Source organism: Acinetobacter sp. G18 (genome assembly GCF_052660225.1).
This window is the reverse complement of the sequence record NZ_CP109658.1, coordinates 2328461-2347906: the sequence shown is the minus strand read 5'-3', so window position 1 is coordinate 2347906 and position 19446 is coordinate 2328461. Positions and strand designations below refer to the sequence as shown.

Annotated in this window: 14 protein-coding genes; 7 read left to right on the top strand and 7 right to left on the bottom strand. The window is 40.7% G+C overall.

Going from position 1 to position 19446, the window contains the following annotated elements; translation table 11 throughout:
- The first annotated feature begins 27 nt into the window (after positions 1-27).
- Positions 28-843 (top strand): phosphonoacetaldehyde hydrolase, encoded by an 816-nt coding sequence (phnX, locus tag NE363_RS11205; protein ID WP_343569464.1) that lies wholly within the window; start codon positions 28-30, stop codon positions 841-843.
- Between the two features lie 228 nt (positions 844-1071).
- Here phnX and NE363_RS11200 read toward each other — a convergent pair whose 3' ends face one another.
- Entirely contained in the window at positions 1072-1698 is a 627-nt protein-coding gene (locus NE363_RS11200) for a LysE family translocator (RefSeq protein ID WP_445535061.1), read from the bottom strand.
- A 534-nt stretch (positions 1699-2232) separates the two neighbouring features.
- Between NE363_RS11200 and NE363_RS11195 the strand changes: the two genes are divergently transcribed.
- A complete protein-coding gene (locus NE363_RS11195; protein WP_445535060.1) occupies positions 2233-3036 on the top strand; it encodes a thioesterase family protein in 804 nt (267 codons plus the stop codon).
- 60 nt (positions 3037-3096) lie between these two features.
- Here NE363_RS11195 and NE363_RS11190 read toward each other — a convergent pair whose 3' ends face one another.
- A complete protein-coding gene (locus tag NE363_RS11190) occupies positions 3097-6579 on the bottom strand; it encodes an indolepyruvate ferredoxin oxidoreductase family protein (protein WP_445535059.1) in 3483 nt (1160 codons plus the stop codon).
- Positions 6580-6783: 204 nt separating this feature from the next.
- Between NE363_RS11190 and NE363_RS11185 the strand changes: the two genes are divergently transcribed.
- Positions 6784-7725 (top strand): LysR family transcriptional regulator, encoded by a 942-nt coding sequence (locus NE363_RS11185; protein ID WP_005304208.1) that lies wholly within the window; start codon positions 6784-6786, stop codon positions 7723-7725.
- 251 nt (positions 7726-7976) lie between these two features.
- Here the strand turns inward: NE363_RS11185 and NE363_RS11180 are convergent, their stop codons facing one another.
- Genes NE363_RS11180 through NE363_RS11160 form a run of 5 tightly spaced genes read right to left on the bottom strand, consistent with a single transcriptional unit; the run spans position 7977 to position 14490 of the window.
- Positions 7977-8879, bottom strand: coding sequence for a hydroxymethylglutaryl-CoA lyase (locus tag NE363_RS11180; protein WP_445535058.1), 903 nt, complete (start codon positions 8877-8879; stop codon positions 7977-7979).
- Positions 8876-10867 (bottom strand): acetyl/propionyl/methylcrotonyl-CoA carboxylase subunit alpha, encoded by a 1992-nt coding sequence (locus tag NE363_RS11175; RefSeq protein WP_445535057.1) that lies wholly within the window; start codon positions 10865-10867, stop codon positions 8876-8878. The genes NE363_RS11180 and NE363_RS11175 overlap by 4 nt, the downstream gene beginning before the upstream one ends.
- 11 nt (positions 10868-10878) lie before the next feature.
- Positions 10879-11682, bottom strand: a complete 804-nt coding sequence (locus NE363_RS11170) for an enoyl-CoA hydratase/isomerase family protein (protein WP_445535056.1) — start codon at positions 11680-11682, stop codon at positions 10879-10881.
- A 9-nt stretch (positions 11683-11691) separates the two neighbouring features.
- Positions 11692-13293, bottom strand: coding sequence for a carboxyl transferase domain-containing protein (locus NE363_RS11165; protein WP_009390945.1), 1602 nt, complete (start codon positions 13291-13293; stop codon positions 11692-11694).
- Between the two features lie 24 nt (positions 13294-13317).
- Positions 13318-14490, bottom strand: a complete 1173-nt coding sequence (locus NE363_RS11160) for an isovaleryl-CoA dehydrogenase (protein WP_445535055.1) — start codon at positions 14488-14490, stop codon at positions 13318-13320.
- Between the two features lie 144 nt (positions 14491-14634).
- On the opposite strand from NE363_RS11160, the gene NE363_RS11155 reads away from it, so the two are divergent.
- The 4 genes from NE363_RS11155 to NE363_RS11140 all read left to right on the top strand — a co-directional run bounded on the left by NE363_RS11155 (position 14635) and on the right by NE363_RS11140 (position 19361).
- Entirely contained in the window at positions 14635-15252 is a 618-nt protein-coding gene (locus NE363_RS11155; protein ID WP_000120687.1) for a TetR/AcrR family transcriptional regulator, read from the top strand.
- A gap of 110 nt (positions 15253-15362) precedes the next feature.
- Positions 15363-17057, top strand: a complete 1695-nt coding sequence (locus NE363_RS11150; RefSeq protein ID WP_445535054.1) for an AMP-binding protein — start codon at positions 15363-15365, stop codon at positions 17055-17057.
- Positions 17058-17128: 71 nt separating this feature from the next.
- A complete protein-coding gene (locus tag NE363_RS11145) occupies positions 17129-17800 on the top strand; it encodes a class I SAM-dependent methyltransferase (protein ID WP_445535053.1) in 672 nt (223 codons plus the stop codon).
- Between the two features lie 277 nt (positions 17801-18077).
- Positions 18078-19361, top strand: coding sequence for a DcaP family trimeric outer membrane transporter (locus NE363_RS11140; RefSeq protein ID WP_445536385.1), 1284 nt, complete (start codon positions 18078-18080; stop codon positions 19359-19361).
- Positions 19362-19446: the final 85 nt, after the last annotated feature.

Here is a 19446-nt window from a genome sequence, read left to right as displayed (position 1 = left end):
AAATATTTGAATTAAAGGAAATACACCATGACGACCAACAATACTCAAATTCAGGCTGTTGTTTTTGACTGGGCTGGTACAACTGTAGATTTCGGATCACGCGCACCAATTTTGGCTTTTATGGCTTTATTTAAAGACAATAAAGTTGAAATTACGGTTGAAGAAGCTCGTGCACCAATGGGATTAGAGAAACGTGATCATATTGCTGCTGTTTTAAAAATGCCACGCGTAGCAGCTGCATGGCAGGAAGTTTATGGTCAAGCGGCAACAGAAGCAGATATTGACCGTTTATATAAGGACTTTATTCCTTATCAATTAAAATCGATTCCAACATGCTCGGCTTTAATTCCGGGTGCATTGGCGACTTTTGAAAATATTAAAGGCCGCGGCGCAAAAATTGGCAGTAACACAGGCTATGCATCCATGATGATTGGAGAATTGGTCAAAGATGCTGCCAATCAGGGTTACCATCCAGACTGTATCGTTACTGCCAGTGACGTGAAATATGGCCGTCCATATCCTGAAATGCTATGGAAGAACTTAATTCAACTCGATGTATCTGACATTAAAACAGTTGTAAAAGTGGATGATACCGTGGTGGGGATTGATGAAGGTTTAAATGCCGGATGCTGGACAGTAGGACTTGCGATTAGTGGTAACGAAGTTGGTTTAAGCTATGAAGAGTGGAGTGCATTATCGGCTGATGAACAGATTGTGCTAAAAGATAAGGCCTATCAAAAAATGAATGCGTCGGGTGCTCACTATGTAATTGATAGTGTCGCTGATTTGCCCAATGTTTTAGATGATATTGAACGCCGCTTAGGGCAAGGGGAGCGACCTTAAACAAATGCTTGCGTAAAAAAACCTGCTATAAAGCAGGTTTTTTTGAAAACTGGAAATATCTATATTAGTGAGATTTAAAATAAGAATATGTACATTATGAAGTCTTTTATAATTATTCATAAACTTCATAATATATTTTTTAGGCATTAATGAATCTTCTGGAGTATCTAATAAAATCTTAGTAATTAGTTTTAGTACTCACTATTTTAATTGGTTGATTTTAATGTTTTAGCTAGACAACGTATCTCGTCCTATAGTTAAAATCGCAATCGTTAAGAATAGAAGTGATGGAACATAATCAAACCATGATGTTTTTTGTATAATAGATTTTAATTTGCAAGCCATTACACCTACAGTCATATTTACACAGATCCCACCAAAGTTAAATATTAAGCCATATAATAGGAAATATAGCCAAGCTGGATGAGAAACCGAAGATATAAATTGTGGTAACAAGCTAACAAAGAAGAGACCAATCTTTGGATTAGACAAGTTAATTAACATACCTTTGCTAAATGAATAACGAGCTGATTCTGTAGAATTTTGTGAGGGAACATTCGAGCTCTCTATTGATTTACGTTTGGGCCAAGCTACATAAGCAAGATATAGTAAATATAAAGCGCCAGTGAATTGAAGAATTTTATATAATAGAGGAATTTGTTGAAATACAAACATTAATCCAAATGCTGATAACAAGACATAGAAAAATACGCCAAATTCAACTCCTGCTGCTGCTTTTAGTCCCGCTTTTATTCCATATTTTAATGATTGATTCATTACATAAAACATAGCAGGGCCAGGTGCTAAATTAATCACTAGCGCCGTTAGAACAAAAGATAAAAAACTATAATTCATTACTTGTTATTTCCATCAAGGTGTTTTTTAGAGTGCAGATTGGGAAATGGTTTATAATGCTTTAAAATATAATTTATTTCTATATGTTTTTGATTGATTAATTGGTATGTAGATTTTGAGTGGTTATGGAATTTTATTTTATTGTTGATACTAATTTAAATTTATCTTAACTTTATTTTAAATAATATTAATAAATTTAAATATTTTAAATTGAGAATAATAAAATAGTGGAATAAGTAATATCTAGCATTTTGCAAAATTAGCTATAACAGAAAAACGATTCCAAATTTGAATTTGTTCAGTAAGTTCTATTGATTACTATTTATAGTAAAAAAATTTATGCCATATTTTTCTACAACTACGGGTGAAATTGACATGCGAAATTTTACCTAGTGATTAAATTTGTAATTTTAGACTCATCAGTTTTTGGTAGGAAAAACCAGTTGAGCCAAAGAAATAGAGGGTTAACATAAGCATTAAAACGTGAATTTTCATCAAATATAGATGTTGGAAAAGGACTACGGAAAGAAAATCATGAATGCTTATTATCAATTACTGAATAGAACCATTGGTCCTCAAGGTGAAGTTATTGCTCATTATTGCTCAACTGTTCATGCACAAGGGGCTTGGAATCCTCATGAACAGCACATGGCACCTGCAAGTGGTGTCATCGCAGCTGAGCTAGAACAATTTTCACCACGACAAGATATGCGAATTGGTCGAATTAGTTTTGATATTTTTGGATTGATTGCATTTGGTGAATTTACGATTAAGACACATGTGATTCGTGCCGGTAAAACCATTGAATTGATTGAAGCCGAAATGCAAGCACAAGGTAAAACTTGTATTGTGGCTAGAGCATGGCGCATGTGCACTCAAGACAGTTCCGAGATTGCGGGGCTTGAAGATCAACCAATTCATCATCCCGATACCTTTACCGAATGGACGGGCATGAAAAGATGGCCGGGTGGTTTTATCCAGACATTAGTCACTAAAACTAATGATCAACATCGTGCGGGAAAAGGTATTGTTTGGCTCAATAATGATATTGAAATCGTGGAAGGGCAACCGACCACAGATTTTGCGCATTTAATTGGTATGATCGATGCCGCAAACGGCATTGTACCAAGACAAGAAGGTGAATTTACGTGGGGCTTTCCAAATCTTGATTTACAAATCCACATGCACCGCTATCCGCAAGGGAAATGGCTAGGTTTGGAAACCGTTCAGCAATATGGTTCGGATGGCATTGGTTTAACCAGTGCAGTTTTACATGACGTGTATGGTCCATTTGGACGAAGCGAGCAGATTTTGACTTTACGTAAAATGGCTAAATAAATTTTTGAGCCAATAAAAAAGTCATCCCTCAGGATGACTTTTTATTTTGATATTTAATTTTTAGTTACGGACTTTGAGCAGTGTTGGTGTAAGGTCATCCCAACGTTGTTTTGCAGCATCCATTGCTTTCATTTTAATATGACCATAGCCGCGGACTTCTGCCGGTAATTTTGCAATTTGCTCAGCAACTGCCAAGTTATGATTGTCTGGTGCTTCAACAAGTGCTTCAACAAATGCGATGTAACGGTCACGCCAAGCTTGTTCGTGTTGACGTTCTTCTTGACGTGCAAATGGGTCAAGGAAAGTTTCACGAAGCCATTGTAAGCGAGCAAGCATCATCATTGGGAAGCGCATCCAGTAACCAAACGCACGTTTACGGACATTCTTCAGCCCACCAAGTAACGCTGGCGGAGCAAGGTGATACGTTAAACGTAGGCCTTTACCGAACTGTGTTTCAATCGATTCTTTGAAGCTTTTACCTGTTAAAAGACGTGCAACTTCATATTCATCTTTATACGCCATGACTCTATAAAGCTGAGTTGCAATCGTACCTGTTAACTCTTCTGGTAACTTTTTAGCAGCTAATTCTACAAGCGTACGGTATTTAGCTGCATAAGCTTCATTCCAATAGTCTGTTAGACGAGCAGAACGGTCTTCAACAAGTTCAGCTAAAGTTTGCGGAGTTTTGGTTTTTGGCATTGCCGCAACTAAGCGTGCAGCTAAAGTTGGGTCACTTGCAAGATGACAACCCACACGGAAAGCTTCGAGGTTCTTTTCAACAGCCGTACCATTTAAACGAATTGCTTTTTCAATACTTTCACGCAGTAATGGAATACGACCAGATTGCCATGCCATACCGAGTAATAACTGGTTGGTATAGATCGAATCACCTAAGAGTTGTGTTGCAATGCGAGCGGCTGGCAGAGAAACCAGTTGACCTTGGCGAACACGACCACGGAGACGATCAATTAAATCGCTAATAGGCGCATACCAGTCACGAGATTTAATAAACTCAGAAGTAGGAGTACTGTCTTCATTCACAATAACTAAAGCATCATCTTTTAAGCGAGATAGAGCAGCGCTACCACCAGCGACTACAGCATCTGCACCGATGAGTAATTCACATTGTCCTGCCGGAATTTTAGTAGAAGAAATTTGCTCATCACTTGCTGCAAGTTGAACGTATGAATAAACCGTACCACCTTTTTGAGCAAGACCTGCCATGTCCATAACACGTGTAGCTTTACCTTCTAGGTGAGCTGCCATACCAAGGAGTGCACCAATAGTCACAACACCTGTACCACCAATACCACCAACCATAATACGACTTGGAACGTCATATAACTGAGGAATAACTGGTGATGTTGGCCAGCCTGCACCAATACCTTCAAATTTAGCCGGTCGTTTCATGTCACGTGTATGAACAGTCACAAAACTTGGGCAGAAACCTTCGGCACAAGTGAAGTCTTTATTACAGCTACTTTGGTTAATTTGACGTTTAGTACCTAAAGCAGTCTCTACTGGCTCAATAGATAAACAGTTTGATTTTTTCGAACAGTCGCCACAGCCCTCGCAAATATCACTATTAATGTATAAACGCTCAGCTGGGTCAGGGTAGGCATCACGTTTGCGACGACGGCGTTTTTCGCTGGCACATGTTTGTACATAAATTAAAGCGGTGACACCTGTAACTTCACGAAGCTCACGTTGAACTGTATCGAGTTCATTACGGTGGCGAATTTCGACACCCGGTGCAATGCCATCTTCTTCGTTTAATAGTTTAACTTCATCAGTAACAATAACTTGTTTTTTAATGCCTTCGGCAGCAAGCTGACGAGTTAACTGCGCAACGCTCAAATGACCATCTACATGCTGACCACCTGTCATAGCGACCGCATCGTTGTAGAGGATTTTATAGGTAATATTAGTTTTTGCAGCGATAGACTGACGGATTGCTAAGTAACCTGAGTGGAAGTAAGTTCCGTCACCAAGGTTAGCAAAAATGTGTTTTTCATTGGTAAATGGTGATGCACCCACCCAGCTTACACCTTCACCGCCCATTTGAGAGAACGTTTCTGTACCACGGTCAAGTGAAACGGCAATATAGTGACAACCAATACCACCAAGTGCACGGCTACCTTCAGGGACGACTGTTGAAGAGTTATGTGGGCAACCACTACAGAAATACGGTTTACGTTCAGCAAGATCAATAACACGTTTTGATTCTTGCTCTGCTTTTAGCAGTAAGTCGATTCTGCTTTGGATTTGTGTTTTTAGGCTTTCTGGAATATCGAGTTTTAAGAAGCGAGCAGCCAGCATTTTTGCAATCGGTTCAGGCTGATACTCATAGTGACCGATAAGCGGTGCTTCTTCAATAGAGGTACTCCATTCACCTTTGCCATCAGTTGCTTTACCAATCACATGTGGACGTTTGCCATCAGGCAGTGAATACAGCTCATCTTTAATTTGTGTTTCAATAATTGGACGTTTTTCTTCAATAACGATCAGTTCTTGTAAACCTTCGGCAAACTCACGAACACCTTGTGGTTCTAAAGGCCAAATCAGACCAACTTGATAAACACGTAGCCCAAGTTGTTGGGCAGTTTCATCTTCAATACCTAAAATGCGTAAAGCTTCAATCGTATCTAAATAACCTTTACCACTTGCAGCAATACCGATACGGGCATTTTCACAAGGCCATGTAACGGTGTTGATTTTATTCGCGCGGGCATAGGCCAAAACAGCAGGTAAGCGATATTTATAAAGACGTTCTTCTTGCTGAATGCCATGATCTGGCCAACGAATATTGACGCCGCCCTCTGGGAAGTTAACATCTTCTGGTATAACCGGAGTAACACGGTCTAGGTCGACATGAACTGAAGCAGAAGTTTCTACAATTTCACTGACGAGCTTCATTGAAGACCAAAGGCCAGAAAAACGTGAAACTGCAATGGCGTGAACACCAAAGTCTAAAATTTGTTGAACGGATGTTGGATAGAAAATTGGAATACCGCAACCAATCATGACATGTTCAGACTGGTGAGGAATTGTAGAAGATTTACATGAGTGGTCATCACCAAATAAAGCAACGACACCACCACGTTCAGAGGTACCAGCTAAGTTAGCATGGCGGAGTACATCGCCTGAACGGTCAACACCCGGGCCTTTACCATACCACCATGAAGACACTCCATCATATTTGCCTTGGCCTGAAAGGTTAACTTGTTGCGTACCCCAAATTGCGGTAGCAGCTAAGTCTTCGTTTACACCAGGTTGAAATACAACATTATGGGATTTAAGTAATCCTTGAACTTGCCAAAGGAAACTATCATAGTTACCAACAGGAGAACCGCGATAACCAGAAATAAAACCAGCAGTATGATAACCATTGATCGCGTCACGGCGAGTTTGGGCAAGAGGCAACCGAACAAGTGCCTGAATGCCAGTCATATATGCTGTACCGTTATCACTTACATATTTATCTTCAAGTGACACATCCTTTGTTGCAATAATATTTGGAGTGACTTTTGTAGCTATATTCATTTATATCTCCTTAGAATTTTTAGTAGCTCGGACTACTTTCTTTTTTCAACATCCAGTTGAATATTTGGAGCAAGTGACATACGAAATAAAAAAAGATCGGTTCCTCTTCTTAAAAAGAATTAGTGCCAATGTATGTACATTTAGTCATTGTGGTTGAACTAAACTGGTGCAACAATCCGTAATTTAGGAAAACATATTTACGTTATGCGCAAAAATCTCGATGGTGGACTATTGCATGCAATGCATGCATTCCTGAAAGTGATTGATAGCGGGAGTTTCACAGCAGCAGCTGAGCAGATGGATCTGACCACAGCACAGGTTTCACGTCTTATCAGCGAGCTAGAAACACGCTTAGGTACAAAATTAATACAACGCTCAACGCGCCAGCAGGCACTGACCGATATTGGTGCGACTTATGCCGAGCGCTGTCGCCAAGTCATTTCAATGGTGGATGAAGCAGAATCAGAAGTAACAGGAACGGCATCTAAACCGAAAGGACGTTTACGTGTATTAAGTATGGGCAGCTTTGGGCATCATTATGTTTTTCCAGTGATGGCCGAGTTTTGTAAGCATTATCCCGAATTAACTGTGGAATATACGACCTCACAGTACGTTCCAGATTTGTTGGCAAAAGGGGTCGATGTCAGTCTTTATCTGACTGAATCATTAACAGACTCTCGGTTTGTTGCACGCAGAATAGGCACTATTTTTTCTGTTTTATGTGCATCACCTGCATATTTAGAAAAACATGGTGTGCCGAAGTCCCCAGAAGACTTAAAAAACCATGCCTGTTTACGCTTAGTAAACCCATCTATTACACCAGATTGGCACTTGTTAAATGCAAAGGGTGAGTCTTACCAAATTGATACTGGCGGGCAACTCATTGCAGATAACCCTGAGTTATTGTTGGATGTGGTGCAACAAGATATGGGCGTGGCGTTATTGCCGATGTTTTCGGCTTTAGATGCAGTTCAGAATGGAAGATTATGTCATATCTTGCCAGAGTGGCGTTCGCCTGATATAGGAGTTTATACCTTATTGCCTTCACGCCATTTTATTGATGCTAAAACGCGTGCATGGTTAGATTGGGTGGAAGAATATATTTCCCCAAGAATTGAAATGGATGCATCTTATTTTTATAAATAATGAGATAAATTTTTTAAGGACTAAGATAGAAAAGGATGAACAATAATACGGATTTAGAATAAAAATAGGATAGAAAATGCTTCTGTTGAGAGAGGCATTTAATACAGAGATGAATGATAAATTTTAAAAAAATTACATGAGGGATTTAGTCCCAATTCCTGAACGAAATGAGATAAAGATTAGACGTGATAATCTGGTACTCGGCCTAATATTAAGCCTTATACCAGATGCTGAGCTACTTTAATTGATGACTAGGCACACTTGGTTTGCCAATAAGCATTTGCATAATTCGACAAGCTTTTTCGGTTTAATACATTGCTAATATTTTGGCTGGCTTGCATTAGCTTTTCTAAGTCAATGCCAGTTTCAAAGCCCATGTGTGACAGCAAATAAAATAGATCTTCGGTCGATACATTGCCAGAAGCACCTTTGGCATAAGGGCAACCGCCAAGTCCTGCAAGAGACGAATCAAAAACACGAATGCCTTGTTGTAAAGACTGATAAATATTGGCAATCGCCATGCCATAGGTGTTATGGAAATGCCCAGCCAAAACCTTGCTGTCGAGTTCAGCGAGGCATGCTTGCCAAACCTTTTGAACGCGATCTGGTGTTGCGGTGCCAATGGTTTCACCTAAAGACACTTCATAGCAGCCCATGTCATAGAGCCGTTTAACAACTTTTACCACTTGTTCAGGAGCAATTGCGCCTTCATATGGACAATCGACTATACAAGAGACATAACCACGCACACGGATGTTATGTGCTTTTGCTGCGCTCAGAACATCGCTAAATTTTTCAAAGCTTTCATCGATTGAGCAGTTGATATTTTTACGGGTAAAGCTTTCAGAAGCTGCGGTAAACACCGCAACCTCTTTGCATCCTACCGCTTGAGCAGTTTCAAAACCTTTGATATTGGGAGTGAGCAGGCTAAATTGCACATCGGTTGTTTGGAGTAACAGCTTAAATAGCTCGTCACTTTGAGCCATTTGCGGCACCCATTTTGCCGAAACGCATGAACCGACTTCAATCGATTTTAGGCCAGCATTAATCAGGTCATTAATGAAGTTTAAGCGTTGTTCGACGGTTAAAGCTTGCTTTTCGTTTTGGAGGCCATCTCTGGGACCGACCTCCACGATTTTGACAAACTCACTCATGCAACTTCCTCCTGAGCAGGCTGAAATTCCACAAGCTCGTCGCCAGCTTTGACTTGATCACCGACTTGGAAATAGGAGTCTACAATCAAGCCGTCTTTAGGCGCACGGATGGTATATTCCATTTTCATCGCTTCAAGCGTCATTAAAATATCGTCTTTCTTCACGCTATGATTTGCACTTACTAGCACTTGTGTGACTACACCCGGCATTGGTGCTTTTAGGTGGCCTTCGTCAGCTTGGCTATCTGCCTGGTTAAAGTCTTGGCGAATATAAGCAAACTTATAGCTTTGACCATTTTGGAACAAGGTAATGCCTTGCTGACTTTGGTTAAAAGACAGCTTTTGCTGAGTTCCACCAATTTGAACAGAGGCAGTATGCGCATCAATTAATTGACCAGAAATAGGGTAGCTTTGTCCGTTATATTCTGCGGTGAAGCCTTGTTCACTTGAAGCAAATTTGATTTGGATATTTTGGTTTAAATAATTCAGTTTAATGCTGTGCTGATAGGCAATATTTAAACGCCAAAGTGGCTGAGCCTGCCAAAGCTGTTTTTGGCTTGAGCTGTTGTTGTTAAGTTTACTTAGAAACTCAATAAATGCTGCTGCCACTACAAGTTCTGGTTTGATATCTTCAGGGCTAAACAAGAAGTTTTGTTCGCGTTGAATCAGGTTGGTATCAAGCTTGGCTTGTTTGAATGAGTCGCTGCGAACAATCTTTTCAAGAAAGGCAATGTTGTTGCCTAAGCCATCGACATGGAATTGACTTAAAGCGTGTTGCATTTGAATAAGCGCAGCTTCACGGTTTTTACCCCATACGATCAGTTTAGCTATCATCGGGTCGTAATAAGTCGTGATTTCATCGCCTTCAACAATACCGCTGTCTACACGCACATATTGGTTTTGAGTTGGGTAGTGCAAATAGTCAATTTTACCAATCGCAGGTAAAAAGCCTTTTTCAGGTTCTTCGGCATAGATTCGTGCTTCGAGCGCATGCCCGTGAATTTGCAATTCGTTTTGTAGTTTAGGTAAAGGTTCGCCATAAGCTACACGTAGTTGCCATTCAACCAAGTCTTCACCGGTAATCATTTCAGTCACTGGGTGTTCGACTTGTAAGCGGGTATTCATTTCCATGAAATACGCCGTGCCGTCTTGTTCCACAATAAACTCGACCGTACCGGCACCGACATAGTCTACTGCACGTGCAGCATCAATTGCCGCTTGGCGCATTGCATCAAGCTTCTCGCTTGGCATTTGTGGAGCAGGGGCTTCTTCCAGTACTTTTTGGTGGCGACGTTGCACAGAGCAGTCACGTTCAAACAAATGTACATAGTTGCCATGTGTATCACCAAACACTTGGACTTCAATATGACGCGGTTGAACCACATAACGCTCAATCAAGACATCATCATTACCAAAGCTCGATTTAGCTTCACGTTTGCACGAAGCTAAGGCATGCAGAAAATCTTCACTGCGTTCAACCAGACTCATGCCTTTACCACCGCCGCCAGCACTGGCTTTAATTAAAACAGGATAACCCATTTGGTCTGCCTGTTGTTTTAAAAAGTCAGCATCTTGGTTGGTCCCGTGATAACCCGGTGTTAAAGGAACGCCTGCTTTTTCCATTAAAGCTTTAGAGGTTGCTTTTAAGCCCATCGCTAAAATGGCGTCCACTGGTGGGCCAATAAAACAAATGTTGTGTTGTTGGCAAGCGAGTGCAAACTGGTCATTTTCTGAAAGGAAGCCATAGCCCGGGTGAACCGCTTGGCTGCCTGTATCAATCGCTGCTTGAATAATACGGTCGGCTTGTAAATAACTTTGAGTTGCAGGGGACTGACCAATATAAACCGCTTCATCTGCAAGTTTGACATGTTGTGCATTTGCGTCTGCATCTGAGTAAACGGCAACCGTTGCAATACCTAATTTTTTAGCTGTACGAATTACACGGCAGGCAATTTCGCCACGGTTCGCAATTAAAATCTTTTCAAACATGATGATCGTCCTTAATTGTTGTTATTCGAGTTAGAAACCCAAGCAGGTTGCTGTTTATTTAAAAAGGCACTCAGACCTTCTTTTGCCTCACTGCCTTGACGAACTTGAGCAATATGATGTGCTGTCTGTTGTAGCAAGTCATTGCTCATGGTCTGGTTACTCACCATTTGAATGAGCTGTTTTGATGCCGCTTGAGCGTGTGGGCCACCAAGTAAGAGCGCATCAATAATGTCTTGAACTTTTTTATCTAAATCTTCTGCATCTGCCACTTCGTGTGCCAAGCCAATGTGTTTGGCTTCACGTGCTGAAATTCGCTCGGCAGTTAAGAAGTAACGAGAAGCTTGTCTTGCACCAATCGCACGAATCACATAGGGACTAATGGTAGATGGAGCAAGCCCTAAACGAACCTCAGAGGTTGCAAACTTGGCATCAGTGCTGGCAATGCAAATATCGCATGCCGATGCCAAGCCCATACCACCACCAAAGGCAATACCATGTACACGAGCAATGGTCGGTTGTTTAAGCGTTGCAAGTGCATCTAACATTTGTGCAAGTTTTAATGCATCTGCTTCATTTTCTGCTGAAGATGCCTGACCTGCCTGTTTCATCCAGTTGAGGTCGGCACCTGCCGAAAAGCTTTTGCCGCGACCTGCTAAAACCACAACACGAACATCATCACGTGTATTGATTTGTTTAAAGCAAGCATGCAGCTCTTCAATGACTGTCGTATTAAAAGTATTGTGTAATTCAGGGCGGTTCAGCCAAACATAGGCAACCTGACCTTGTTGTTCGAGTTGTAAAAATTGATAGCTCATATACACCTCTTACATGCGGAACACGCCAAATTTGGTTGGCTGGATTGGAGCATTCATAGCAGCTGCAAGACTTAAACCAAGTACCTGACGAGTTTGAGCTGGGTCAATTACACCGTCATCCCAAAGACGGGCAGAAGCATAGTACGGATGGCCTTGGCGCTCGTACTGTTCACGAATTGGTTGTTTAAACTCGTCTTCTTGTTGAGCTGACCACTCGGCACCTTTTTGCTCAATCTGATCACGTTTTAAAGTTGAGAGTACACTTGCCGCTTGTTCTCCGCCCATCACTGAAATACGAGAGTTTGGCCAAGTCCATAAAAAGCGTGGTGAATAAGCACGGCCACACATGCCGTAGTTACCCGCACCAAATGAACCGCCAATAATTAGGGTGAGTTTTGGTACATTTGCGGTTGCAACTGCCATCACCAATTTAGCGCCGTTTTTTGCAATCCCTTCATTTTCATACTGGCGACCAACCATAAAGCCCGTAATGTTTTGTAGGAATAACAAAGGAATATTGCGCTGTGTGCATAGCTCAATGAAGTGTGCGCCTTTTTGTGCAGACTCGGAAAATAAAATTCCGTTATTGGCAATAATGCCGACTGGCATGCCATAGAGTGAAGCGAAACCGGTAATCAGTGTTGAACCAAAGCGTGCTTTGAACTCATCAAAACGTGAGCCGTCTACAATACGGGCAATCACTTCACGTACATCGAAAGGCTTACGTGCATCACTTGGCACCACACCATAGAGTTCCGATGCATCAAACAATGGTTCATCAACTTGTTTATTTAAGTCATTTGGCTTTTTATTAAGGTTAGCGACAATGTTTCGTGCAATCGCAATGGCATGTTCATCATTTTCGGCTAAATGGTCAGCCACGCCTGAAAGACGTGTATGCACATCACCACCACCTAAGTCTTCACTGCTGACCACTTCGCCCGTTGCAGCCTTTACAAGAGGAGGGCCACCTAAGAAAATCGTACCTTGATTACGGACAATAATGGTTTCATCAGACATGGCAGGCACATAAGCACCACCTGCGGTACAGCTCCCCATCACCACGGCAATTTGGGCAATCCCTAGGCTCGACATACGTGCCTGATTATAGAAAATACGCCCGAAGTGATCGCGGTCTGGGAAAACCTCATCTTGCATTGGTAAATAAGCACCGCCTGAATCCACTAAATAAATACAAGGCAAGTGATTTTGTTCGGCAATTTCCTGTGCGCGTAAATGTTTTTTAACTGTAAGGGGATAATACGTTCCGCCTTTAACTGTTGCATCGTTGGCAACGATCATGCAAGTGATGCCGTTGACTTGACCAATACCTGCAATCACACCTGCGGCAGGAACATCATCTTCATAAACGTTGTACGCTGCCAACTGACCAATTTCTAAAAATGCCGTGCCGACATCAATCAGTTGATCAATACGTTCACGGGGTAAAAGTTTACCTCGAGCCAAATGTTTTTGACGGGCATTTTCACCGCCGCCTAAAGCAATACGCTGGGCAACTTGTTTGAGATCTGTGACCAATGTTTGCATGGCTTGCTGGTTTGTTTTGAAGTCTTCACTTCGAACATTAATCTTGCTTTGTAATTGGTTCATAAGATGCATCCTTATTTATAATTATTATTTGGTTTCATTGAAAAGTTCACGGCCAATCAGCATGCGGCGAATTTCAGAAGTTCCTGCACCAATTTCATAAAGTTTTGCATCGCGCCATAAACGGCCAGCAGGGAATTCATTGATATAACCGTTGCCACCTAAAGTCTGGATTGCTTCACCCGCCATCCAAGTTGCTTTTTCAGCAGCATATAAAATGGCACTTGCAGCATCTTTACGTAGACTGCGGTCATGGTCGATTTTGTCACAGGCAGCGCCAACAGCATAAACAAGTGCTTTACATGCCAACCAAGTTGAATACATATCGGCAAGCTTGCCTTGCATGAGCTGGAATTCACCTAAAGCCTGACCAAACTGTTCGCGTTGATGTAAATAAGGAATCACGACATCTAAACAGGCATCCATAATGCCTAAAGGTCCGGCACTTAAAACTGCACGCTCATAGTCCAAACCACTCATGAGTACTTTTGTGCCGTTACCAACACCACCAAGTACGTTTTCAGCAGGTACTTCTACATTGTCAAAGAACAGCGGGTAAGTGTTAGAGCCACGCATACCGAGTTTGTCTAAATGGTTACCGTGACTAAAGCCTTTCATGCCTTTTTCAATTAAGAAAGCGGTCATACCTTTCGCGCCAGCTTGTGGATCAGTTTTAGCGTAAACCACGAGTACATCTGCATCACCGCCGTTAGTGATCCACATTTTTGAACCGTTTAAAATGAAGTGATCACCTTTTTGTTCAGCACGTAATTTCATGCTGACGACATCAGAACCCGCATTCGGTTCAGACATCGCAAGGGCACCCACATATTCACCAGAAATTAATTTTGGTAAATATTTCTGTTTTTGCTGTTCGTTACCGTTACGGTTAATTTGGTTTACACATAAATTAGAATGAGCACCGTAAGACAAACCAATGGCTGCCGAAGCACGAGAAATTTCTTGCATGGCAATAATATGAGCTAAATAACCCATATTGGCACCGCCATATTCTTCAGAAACCGTCATGCCTAAAAGGCCCATATCTCCGAATTTTTTCCAGAGATGTGCAGGGAATTTGTTGTCTTGATCAACTTGTTGGGCAATTGGTGCAATTTCCTTTGCACAAAATGCGGCTACCGAATCTTGAAGTGCAATTAAAGTTTCATCTAGACCGAAATTCAAGCTGCGTAGGTTCATGATATTTTCATCCTATTGGTTATATTTGTTGTCCATAAAATATTTTGTGGGTATTTGATAAGTAACATACAATGATTTTTTAAAAAAGTGAATACAGATTCATAAAATGATTTACAATTCATTTTATTTATTAGAGAATAAATTATGAGCTATAAACGATCATCTTTAATGCAAGAGCGGATGGAGCAAAATCGTAAATCGATTTTGAATTCAGCCAGAAAAATAATTTCAGAGGGAGGATTTAAGGACGCGCAAATACAAACAATTGCAGAGCAAGCGGGCGTATCAAGTGGACTGGTTTATCGCTACTTTGATAATAAAAGCCAAGTGCTAATAGAAGTTTTGTCTGATGCCATTAATACAGAGCTATTGGTGATTGATTCGATTACCGAAAGTGATTTATCGGCAAAGCAGAAATTACACAAGGCGGTGGCAACCTTTGTAAAACGGGCACTGAATAGTCCTCAGCTTGCATATTCACTCATGTTTGAACCCGTCGATTCAACGGTTGAACATGAGCGTTTTCGTGTGAAGCAATTGATTAAACAAAGTATTAAAAAAATACTTGCGGATGGAAATGCAAGTGGTGAGTTTGTCTTGGATGATTTAAACACAGCAGCACTCTGTGTTGTCGGTGCCATGACCTATGTGGTGGTTGAACCCCTAGACCCAGCTCAAAATACAAAGTTTGATCATGCGCATAAAGACTATTTTTCAAAACAGATTGCTGACTTTTGTGTAGACGCTGTGCAGAAGAAATAGGGCATATAAAGGTTAAAACAACACAAAATAAGTAGTTTGGAAAAGTAGTTGCAGTAACAACAATTAGATCAGGTAAGAAGAGAATTAAAAGAATCAAGGAGAATGATTCAATGCAACAAGAACGGTTAAGCTACGCCTCGGGACCAAGCACACAGCCCTTATTGGGTATGACCATTGGTGAACAATTCGATCAAGCATGTCGGCAATATGCTGAAAAGGAAGCAATCGTCAGTTTCCACCAAAACAGACGATTAACTTATAAAGCTTTGCAGGATGAAGTAAACGCTTTTGCGTGTAGCCTTTTAAAATTGGGATTAAAAAAAGGAGATCGATTAGCGATCTGGTCACCTAACTGTGTGGAATGGACAGTAACCCAATTTGCAGCTTTTAAAGCAGGGATTATCTTAGTTAACCTGAATACAGCTTATAAAAGCCATGAACTTGAATATGTGTTGAATAAAGTCTCATGCAAAGGATTAATTATTGCTTCTCAATTTAAAACGACGGATTACCAAGAATTACTCACAAAAATTGCCCCTGAGTTAACCAACAGTTCAGATAAAGTGCTCAATTCAGAGCGCCTGCCACATTTAAAATTTGTCATTAAAATTGATGACCAACAGCATACGGGTATTTATCGTTTTAGTGATTTACTAACTACACCAACTTCTGAACAGCTGGAACAATTAAAACAATTAGCCAGGCAGCTCCAGTTTGATGAAACCATTAATATCCAATTTACCTCAGGTACAACAGGTAACCCTAAAGGGACCATGTTGACCCACCACAATATTTTAAATAATGGCTATTTTGTGGGTGAAGGCATTCGCCTAACACCTCAAGATAAAGTCTGTATTTCTGTGCCGTTGTTTCATTGTTTCGGTATGGTCATGGGGAATTTAGCATGCGTTACGCATGGTTCAACCATGGTCTATCCATCGGCGGTATTTAATCCTTTAGAGACTTTAAAAGCGATTCATCAAGAACGTTGTACGGCAGCTTATGGTGTACCAACCATGTTTATTGCTACCTTAGAGCATGAACAGTTTAATGAGTTTGATCTGTCGAGTTTAAGAACGGGCATTATGGCAGGTAGTCCTTGTCCACGTGAAATTATGCAGCGTGTCATAGACCGGATGCATATGTCTGAAATCACCATTTGTTATGGGATGACTGAAACCTCGCCAGTAAGTGTACAAAGTTCGGTAAATGATTCAATTGATAAACGAGTAAGCACAGTTGGGCATGTTCATCCGCATGTTGAAATTAAAATTGTCGATTTAGAAGGGCAGATTGTTCCGCAAGGGACTTTGGGTGAGCTATGCGTCCGAGGTTATTCCGTGATGGCTGGTTATTGGGGTGAAGAAGAAAAGACCAAAGAGGTCATTGATTCAGCTGGCTGGATGCATACGGGTGATATTGCCGAAATGGACCAAGACGGTTTTATTAAAATCAAAGGCCGTATTAAAGATGTCGTGATTCGTGGTGGGGAAAATCTGTTTCCAAAAGAGATTGAAGACTTTTTATATACCCATCCAGATGTAAGCGATGTTCAAGTCATTGGCTTGCCAGATGCGAGATATGGTGAAGAACTCTGTGCTTGTATTATTTTGCATGAGCATCACCAAGTCGACGAAGACAGCATTCGCCAATTCTGCAAAGAACACATTTCCCATAATAAAGTGCCGCGTTATGTCCGATTCTTTAATGAGTTTCCAATGACTGCTTCAGGCAAAGCGCAAAAGTTTAAATTGCAGGAAATTATGCGAGCTGAACTTAATTTAACGGGAAATGTCTTTGACTAAAGATGTTGAAAGCATGTTCAAAGTGCAGCAGATGATAAATCGAAAGACAGTTTTAAAAGGGATAAAACAAAATGGCAAAAGACTTTAATAGCCCTAAAGTAGTCGAAGGATATGACGAACATATTCGTAAATTAATTCCAGGTTATGAAGTCATCCATCTACAGGTGGATGCCATTTTGCAATCTGTGTTGAAACCTAATGCTCATATTTTAATTGTAGGCTGTGGCACGGGATATGAACTCGAATATTTACTTAAAAGACATCCTGACTGGAAATTTACAGCAGTTGACCCATCTTTAACCATGCTGCAAAAGGCACAGGAACAGGTTGAACTTTTAGATAAATCTTCACAAGTGACTTTTATTCATGGTGATACTTCAGCACTGCCTTTGGAAGCATGTTTCGATGCTGCATTGTCTATTCTTGTGGCGCATTTCGTTGCCGATGATATAAAGCCTACTTTCTTTAAAGATATTTATGATCGTTTAAAAGAAAAAGCAGTATTGCTTACTTATGACCTCATGACGTGTGTAAACCCACAGCAGCTTCAAGCACTACGTTATTTGTGTTTGGCACAAGGCTTAACAGAAGAACAATGTCAAAAAATGTTAGAGCGTATGGCGCAAGACTTTTTTAGCCTAACCACTGAAGGATATATAAAACTTTTAGAAAAAACTGGTTTTGAAAGTGTGCATCCTTATACGCAAATTTTGACGTATCAAGGGTTTATTGCAAAAAAATAATGGATTTGGGAAAGCATTAATACGGATATAAAACCTGCATATTCTCAATGAGGAAGAGAATATAAAAACTGAAAAAAATTAGAAGATTTAGCTTTACTTAAAACAAATTAAAAGTGGTTTTCAGGCCGCTTTAGGGAGGTTTTGTCTAAAAAAATATGATCGAAGGTCTTTCTTGTGAAAGAAAGGCAAATTTTAAGCACCTATTTTAGATAGGTACATAACAAAAAGGATGTCGAGATCTTTAAGTCTATTTAAAGATCAAAAGGAAAATTTCATGATGAAAGTTTTAAATACAACGGTTCAAAAAAGCCTGTTGGCTGTTTCTGTGACCCTGTTTATGTCTTCCGCTTTGGCAGGTCAAACAGATCCTGAAATAGCACAACTTCGCCAAGAAGTGAAAGAACTTCGGGCTATGTTACAAGCCAATATGCAGGCGCAAAAATCTTTATCGCAACAAAGAGTGGAACTAGCAAATTCAGCGACTCCTCAAGCCGTATCACCAATACAGCAAGGTTTAACCAAGTCTGGTGCAGAATTTAACTTATATGGTTATATACGGGCAGATGCTTCTTATCAAATGAAGGGCGCATCTACCATGTATAACAATATTGGCGGTGTTCCACTTGAAAACACGCCGGAAGAATCTGCACAAAAAGACCAGTTGCACAGTACGGTTAATGTGACACGTTTCGGGTTGAATTTTAAAACCCCGACGGCCGCGGGTGAGGTGGGCGGAAAGTTAGAAATGGACTTCTTTGGGGCAGCCACTCGTGATCAGTTTCGGATACGCCATGCTTATTTAACTTTTGATAAATGGCTTATCGGTCAAACGTGGTCAACATTTATCGCACCCGAATATTATCCGGAAACGATTGATGCAGGCACATTTGTAGGCAGTGCATTATTAAGATCACCGCTAGTTCGCTATAGCGATAACTTAACGGCAAATACAAGCTTTGCAATATCGGTTGAAGATCCGAAATATACTGCGACTTCAGACCCAGATAATAAAATGCGTTTACCAGCGTTGGTAGGGCGCTTAAATCATAAATTTGCCAATGGCTCGATGTTGTCGGGACGTAGTTTTGTTGCCGAAAAGAGAACTAATCATGATGAGGAAGTCGCTTGGGGCGTAGGCTTGGGCGGTAAATACCAAATTACGCCCGATACATTACTCAAAGCCGATTATTACCATGTCAAAGGAGATGGGCGTTTCCTACTATGGACTAACAGCGGCTATGCAATAGATGATCAAAACAATATGCATAGCAATGAATTTGACACCGTTTCTTTAGGTATTACTCATCAATTTACACCGCAAATTCGCTCGACTTTAGGCTACGGCTATATGAAAGTCAAAGATGATAACCGTTTTGCCGAATTACAACGTAATAGCACTACCCAAAATAAAGAGCTTTGGCAGGGCTGGGTGAATGCACTTTATAACCCATACAAACCAATTACCTTGGGCGTCGAATATGTGTATGGCGAACGAGAAACTTTTGATGGACGTAACGGAATTGATAACCGCTTCAATATGATGGCGAGTTATGACTTTTAATTTATTCAACAAAACCTTGAATAATCTGTTTTTTCTTTAGGGTGCAGTATGTCGTTTTAAAAAATTGAATATGAATTTATCTCAC